Source organism: Frondihabitans sp. PhB188 (assembly GCF_003752365.1).
Lineage (GTDB): Bacteria > Actinomycetota > Actinomycetes > Actinomycetales > Microbacteriaceae > Frondihabitans.
The window spans coordinates 1-5732 of the sequence record NZ_RJUO01000008.1 but is presented as its reverse complement, the minus strand read 5'-3'; the positions used below and the strand labels follow the sequence as shown (position 1 = coordinate 5732).

At 54.8% G+C, this 5732-nt stretch carries 3 rRNA genes; all 3 read right to left on the bottom strand.

From position 1 onward, the window contains the following. Positions 1-7: 7 nt before the first annotated feature. The 3 genes from rrf to EDF46_RS17845 all read right to left on the bottom strand — a co-directional run bounded on the left by rrf (position 8) and on the right by EDF46_RS17845 (position 5435). Positions 8-124, bottom strand: a 5S ribosomal RNA gene (gene rrf / locus EDF46_RS17855). Positions 125-307: 183 nt separating this feature from the next. Further along, positions 308-3436: ribosomal RNA gene (locus EDF46_RS17850) — 23S ribosomal RNA — on the bottom strand. 473 nt (positions 3437-3909) lie between these two features. Further along, positions 3910-5435: ribosomal RNA gene (locus tag EDF46_RS17845) — 16S ribosomal RNA — on the bottom strand. The 16S, 23S and 5S rRNA genes sit together here, the layout of an rRNA operon. Between the last annotated feature and the right edge of the window lie 297 nt (positions 5436-5732).

The following is a 5732-nucleotide window of genomic DNA, read 5'->3' as shown; positions in this document are numbered from 1 at the left end:
AAGTTGAGTCCGGCGGTGTCCTACTCTCCCACAAGGTCCCCCTTGCAGTACCATCGGCGCTGAGAGTCTTAGCTTCCGGGTTCGGAATGTGACCGGGCGTTTCCCTCTCGCTATGGCCGCCGAAACACTAGGTCATCCAGTGACCCGTTTACCGGGTTCGGGATGAAGTCTTGTCTCGAGCTCAAAGCTCTGTATTGAGTTGTCTGTTCACGAAACCTGGGTCTGTCGACCGTGTTCCGGGAACCACATAGTGGACGCGAGCATCACCGCTCCTGCCCGTCGCGAGTTGCCTCGTGAGGGTGGTGGTGTTGTCAAGTTATCGGCTTATTAGTACCGGTCAGCTCCACGAGTCGTTAGTCCTCGCTTCCACATCCGGCCTATCAACCCAGTAGTCTAGCTGGGAGCCTCTCACCCCGAAGGGTATGGAAATCTCATCTCGAAGCCGGCTTCCCGCTTAGATGCTTTCAGCGGTTATCCGTTCCGAACGTAGCTAATCAGCGGTGCCCTTGGCAGGACAACTGACACACCAGAGGTTCGTCCATCCCGGTCCTCTCGTACTAGGGATAGATCTTCTCAAATTTCCTACGCGCGCAGCGGATAGGGACCGAACTGTCTCACGACGTTCTAAACCCAGCTCGCGTACCGCTTTAATGGGCGAACAGCCCAACCCTTGGGACCTACTCCAGCCCCAGGATGCGACGAGCCGACATCGAGGTGCCAAACCATGCCGTCGATATGGACTCTTGGGCAAGATCAGCCTGTTATCCCCGAGGTACCTTTTATCCGTTGAGCGACAGCGCTTCCACAAGCCACTGCCGGATCACTAGTCCCGACTTTCGTCCCTGCTCGACTTGTCAGTCTCACAGTCAAGCTCCCTTGTGCACTTACACTCGACACCTGATTGCCAACCAGGTTGAGGGAACCTTTGGGCGCCTCCGTTACTTTTTGGGAGGCAACCGCCCCAGTTAAACTACCCACCAGGCACTGTCCCAGAACCGGATCACGGTTCGTAGTTAGATATCCAAAGTGACCAGAGTGGTATTTCAACAATGACTCCACCCGAACTAGCGTCCGAGCTTCACAGTCTCCCACCTATCCTACACAAGCCACTCCGAACACCAATACCAAGCTGTAGTAAAGGTCACGGGGTCTTTCCGTCCTGCTGCGCGTAACGAGCATCTTTACTCGTAGTGCAATTTCGCCGAGTTCGCGGTTGAGACAGCTGGGAAGTCGTTACGCCATTCGTGCAGGTCGGAACTTACCCGACAAGGAATTTCGCTACCTTAGGATGGTTATAGTTACCACCGCCGTTTACTGGGGCTTAAATTCTGAGCTTCGCTTGCGCTAACCCTTCCTCTTAACCTTCCAGCACCGGGCAGGCGTCAGTCCGTATACATCGTCTTGCGACTTGGCACGGACCTGTGTTTTTAGTAAACAGTCGCTTCCCACTGGTCTCTGCGGCCTTTCCCGCTCCCGGAGTAAATCCGTTCACGGTTCCGGCCCCCCTTCTCCCGAAGTTACGGGGGCATTTTGCCGAGTTCCTTAACCACGATTCTCTCGATCTCCTTGGTATTCTCTACCTGACCACCTGAGTCGGTTTGGGGTACGGGCGGCTTGAACCTCGCGTCGATGCTTTTCTCGGCAGCATAGGATCACTGAATTCCCCCAATCGGGGTACGCATCGGATCTCAGGCATCGTTGACGACGGATTTGCCTATCGTCAGCCCTACGTCCTTACACCAGGTTCACCTTACGGATACCATCGCCTGGCTCAGCTACCTTCCTGCGTCACACCTGTTAATACGCTAAACGCACCAGCATGGGGTCGAGCGTTAGACCGGCCGGCATCACCCCGAAGGGATCCACTCAGCCGGGTTAGGACTCTTAGCACCACTGGATTATCTTGGGCGGTTCTTCGCCGGTACGGGAATATCAACCCGTTGTCCATCGACTACGCCTGTCGGCCTCGCCTTAGGTCCCGACTTACCCAGGGCGGATTAACCTGGCCCTGGAACCCTTGGTCTTTCGGAGGACGGGTTTCTCACCCGTCTTTCGCTACTCATGCCTGCATTCTCACTCGTGTGGCGTCCACGGCTGGTTTCCACCGCCGCTTCACTCGCCACACGACGCTCTCCTACCAATCCGTACGACTGAACCACGAAGGCTTATCGAAAGTACGAATTCTACAACTTCGGTGGTGTGCTTGAGCCCCGTTACATTGTCGGCGCGGAATCACTTGACCAGTGAGCTATTACGCACTCTTTCAAGGGTGGCTGCTTCTAAGCCAACCTCCTGGTTGTCTCTGCAACTCCACATCCTTTCCCACTTAGCACACGCTTAGGGACCTTAGTTGGTAGTCTGGGTTGTTTCCCTCTCGACGATGAAGCTTATCCCCCACCGTCTCACTGCTGCGCTCTCACTTACCGGCATTCGGAGTTTGGCTGACGTCAGTAAGCTTTTGGGCCCCATCGGCCATCCAGTAGCTCTACCTCCGGCAAGAAACACGCAACGCTGCACCTAAATGCATTTCGGAGAGAACCAGCTATCACGAAGTTTGATTGGCCTTTCACCCCTATCCACAGCTCATCCCCTCCATTTTCAACTGAAGTGGGTTCGGTCCTCCACGACGTCTTACCGTCGCTTCAACCTGGCCATGGATAGATCACTTCGCTTCGGGTCTAGGACATGCGACTGAATCGCCCTATTCAGACTCGCTTTCGCTACGGCTACCCCTCACGGGTTAACCTCGCCACATATCGCTAACTCGCAGGCTCATTCTTCAAAAGGCACGCTGTCACCCCTACTAAGGAGGCTCCAACGGTTTGTAAGCAAACGGTTTCAGGTACTATTTCACTCCCCTCCCGGGGTACTTTTCACCTTTCCCTCACGGTACTTGTCCGCTATCGGTCATCTGGGAGTATTTAGGCTTATCAGGTGGTCCTGACAGATTCACACGGGATTTCTCGGGCCCCGTGCTACTTGGGATACACATTCAGCCAACACCAGCATTTCGGCTACGGGGTTCGCACCCTCTATGACCAGGCTTTCAATCCTGTTCGCCTATACTGCGCTGTAACTGTTCCAGTCCGGCAGAACTGAACAACATGTCCCACAACCCCGACCATGCAACGACCGCCGTCTATCACACATGACCGGTTTAGCCTCTTCCGATTTCGCTCGCCACTACTCACGGAATCACTGTTGTTTTCTCTTCCTGAGGGTACTGAGATGTTTCACTTCCCCCCGTTCCCTCTACCCGCCCTATATATTCAGGCGGGAGTCACCAGGTCAGCACGCCGCCTGGCGGGGTTTCCCCATTCGGACACCCTCGGATCACAGCTCGATTATCAGCTCCCCGAGGCTTATCGCAGATTTCTACGTCCTTCTTCGGCTCCAGATGCCAAGGCATCCACCGTTTGCTCTTAAAAACTTGACCACAAAGAACCACGACAAAACGACCCCCCGAAGGAAGCCGACTTGACGCGGTAAATCAGTGTTATCTCGTTACCCCAACCAGCCGAAGCCGGCCGGGGAAGAAATTGCACTCGAACAACTCAAAGAGTTGTCCAAGATGCTCGCGTCCACTGTGTAGTTCTCAAAAAACGGGCGACCCCAAGAATCCCCGGCAAGCGATGCCAGATCATCAAGGTCCGCTAGAGGAGTTCAACCCACCACCACCCATAAAGGGAAGCAGCAAGGTTTGGTCCCTCAGGACCCAACAACGTGCACGCCCCCAACACCCAGCCTCACACCGTTCCAGAACTCCGAAGAGAACGTACTGAGCACAAGACCTTCGATCGAAGGCCACTGTCAAAGTTCCACCCATGAGCGCCACCCACGGACATTCGCCGTGGTGTGACTTGACCGCATTGATCCCGTGTAAACAGCGGGGCGGTACATGCTCCTTAGAAAGGAGGTGATCCAGCCGCACCTTCCGGTACGGCTACCTTGTTACGACTTAGTCCTAATCACCGATCCCACCTTCGACAGCTCCCTCCACAAGGGTTGGGCCACCGGCTTCGGGTGTTACCGACTTTCATGACTTGACGGGCGGTGTGTACAAGGCCCGGGAACGTATTCACCGCAGCGTTGCTGATCTGCGATTACTAGCGACTCCGACTTCATGAGGTCGAGTTGCAGACCTCAATCCGAACTGAGACCGACTTTTTGGGATTCGCTCCACCTCGCGGTATTGCAGCCCTTTGTATCGGCCATTGTAGCATGCGTGAAGCCCAAGACATAAGGGGCATGATGATTTGACGTCATCCCCACCTTCCTCCGAGTTGACCCCGGCAGTCTCCTATGAGTTCCCACCATAACGTGCTGGCAACATAGAACGAGGGTTGCGCTCGTTGCGGGACTTAACCCAACATCTCACGACACGAGCTGACGACAACCATGCACCACCTGTATACCGACCTTGCGGGGCGACCATCTCTGGACGTTTCCGGTATATGTCAAGCCTTGGTAAGGTTCTTCGCGTTGCATCGAATTAATCCGCATGCTCCGCCGCTTGTGCGGGCCCCCGTCAATTCCTTTGAGTTTTAGCCTTGCGGCCGTACTCCCCAGGCGGGGAACTTAATGCGTTAGCTGCGACACAGAAACCGTGGAATGGCCCCTACATCTAGTTCCCAACGTTTACGGCATGGACTACCAGGGTATCTAATCCTGTTCGCTCCCCATGCTTTCGCTCCTCAGCGTCAGTAACGGCCCAGAGATCTGCCTTCGCCATCGGTGTTCCTCCTGATATCTGCGCATTCCACCGCTACACCAGGAATTCCAATCTCCCCTACCGCACTCTAGTCTGCCCGTACCCACTGCAGGCTGGGGGTTGAGCCCCCAGATTTCACAGCAGACGCGACAAACCGCCTACGAGCTCTTTACGCCCAATAATTCCGGACAACGCTTGCACCCTACGTATTACCGCGGCTGCTGGCACGTAGTTAGCCGGTGCTTTTTCTGCTGGTACCGTCAAGAGCAAGCTCCCTTCTTCCCAACTAAAAGAGGTTTACAACCCGAAGGCCGTCGTCCCTCACGCGGCGTTGCTGCATCAGGCTTTCGCCCATTGTGCAATATTCCCCACTGCTGCCTCCCGTAGGAGTCTGGGCCGTGTCTCAGTCCCAGTGTGGCCGGTCACCCTCTCAGGCCGGCTACCCGTCGTAGGCTTGGTGAGCCATTACCTCACCAACTACCTGATAGGCCGCGAGTCCATCCTTGACCAAAATTCTTTCCAACTGCAGACCATGCGGCCGCAGCTCATATCCGGTATTAGACGTCGTTTCCAACGCTTATCCCAGAGTCAAGGGCAGGTTACTCACGTGTTACTCACCCGTTCGCCACTAATCCCAGGAGCAAGCTCCTGTTCATCGTTCGACTTGCATGTGTTAAGCACGCCGCCAGCGTTCGTCCTGAGCCAGGATCAAACTCTCCGTAAAAGAAAAACACCACAAACCACCCGAAAATAGGTGACCTGCAGCAAGTTTGATGCTGACCAAAAGGTACAAACAATCTGACGATTGTTGTCCATTTCAATCTCAAAGAAACCCAACACCCAGATACATCACACCGAAAGGTGTAACAACACTGAATGCCGAGGTATAATTTGGCATTTGACAATGTGCACGCTGTTGAGTTCTCAAGGACCAAACGCACCCGAAACCCGACGATCTAAACCATCTTCGCCCGAGGCAACTTTGAAACCTTATCCACCCGATCGGGCCCTGTCAAACCCG